The 789-nt window shown below is 34.5% G+C and carries 1 protein-coding gene; it reads right to left on the reverse strand.

From position 1 onward, the window contains the following. Positions 1 to 789, reverse strand: a 789-nt coding sequence (locus FUA24_RS17285; RefSeq protein ID WP_246147080.1) for an EF-Tu/IF-2/RF-3 family GTPase, incomplete at both ends; no start/stop codon positions are given.

The following is a 789-nucleotide window of genomic DNA, read 5'->3' on the forward strand; positions in this document are numbered from 1 at the left end:
TACACCACGACCAAATACCATAAACTTATCGGCACTATCAGTATCTTGCACACGTAATGCTAAGTTTTTTTCTAATTCTTTGGTTAATCTATCTTTAATATGGCGTGAAGTTACGTATTTACCGTCTTTACCAAAGAATGGCGAATCGTTAATAGTAAATAACATACTCATTGTTGGCTCATCAATAGCAATAGTTTTTAAGCCTTCAGGGTTTTCAAAATCGGCTACAGTATCTCCTATCTCAAAACCTTCTAAACCTACTATAGCACAAATATCTCCAGCTTGTACTTCATCTACTTTTATACGCCCTAAGCCTTCAAAAACGTGTAATTCTTTAATTTTAGATTTAACAATACTACCATCGCGTTTAACTAATGATATGTTTTGTCCTGCTTTTAAAGTACCTCTTGTTAACCTACCTATGGCAATTCTTCCTGTAAAGCTAGAAAAATCTAATGATGTAATTAGCATTTGCGTAGAACCTTCAGCTATTTTTGGCTCAGGAATATGTTCAATTACCATTTCTAAAAGCGGTTCAATATTTTCAGTTGGATTTTTCCAATCATCACTCATCCAATTGTTTTTTGCAGAACCATAAACCGTTGGAAAATCTAACTGCCACTCTTCTGCACCCAATTCAAACATTAAATCAAACACCTTTTCATGCACCTCTTCTGGTGTACAGTTTTCTTTATCAACTTTATTAACAACCACACATGGTTTTAACCCCAAATCAATAGCTTTTTGTAATACAAAACGTGTTTGTGGCATAGGGCCTTCAAAAGCATC

This window comes from Seonamhaeicola marinus, assembly GCF_008085455.1.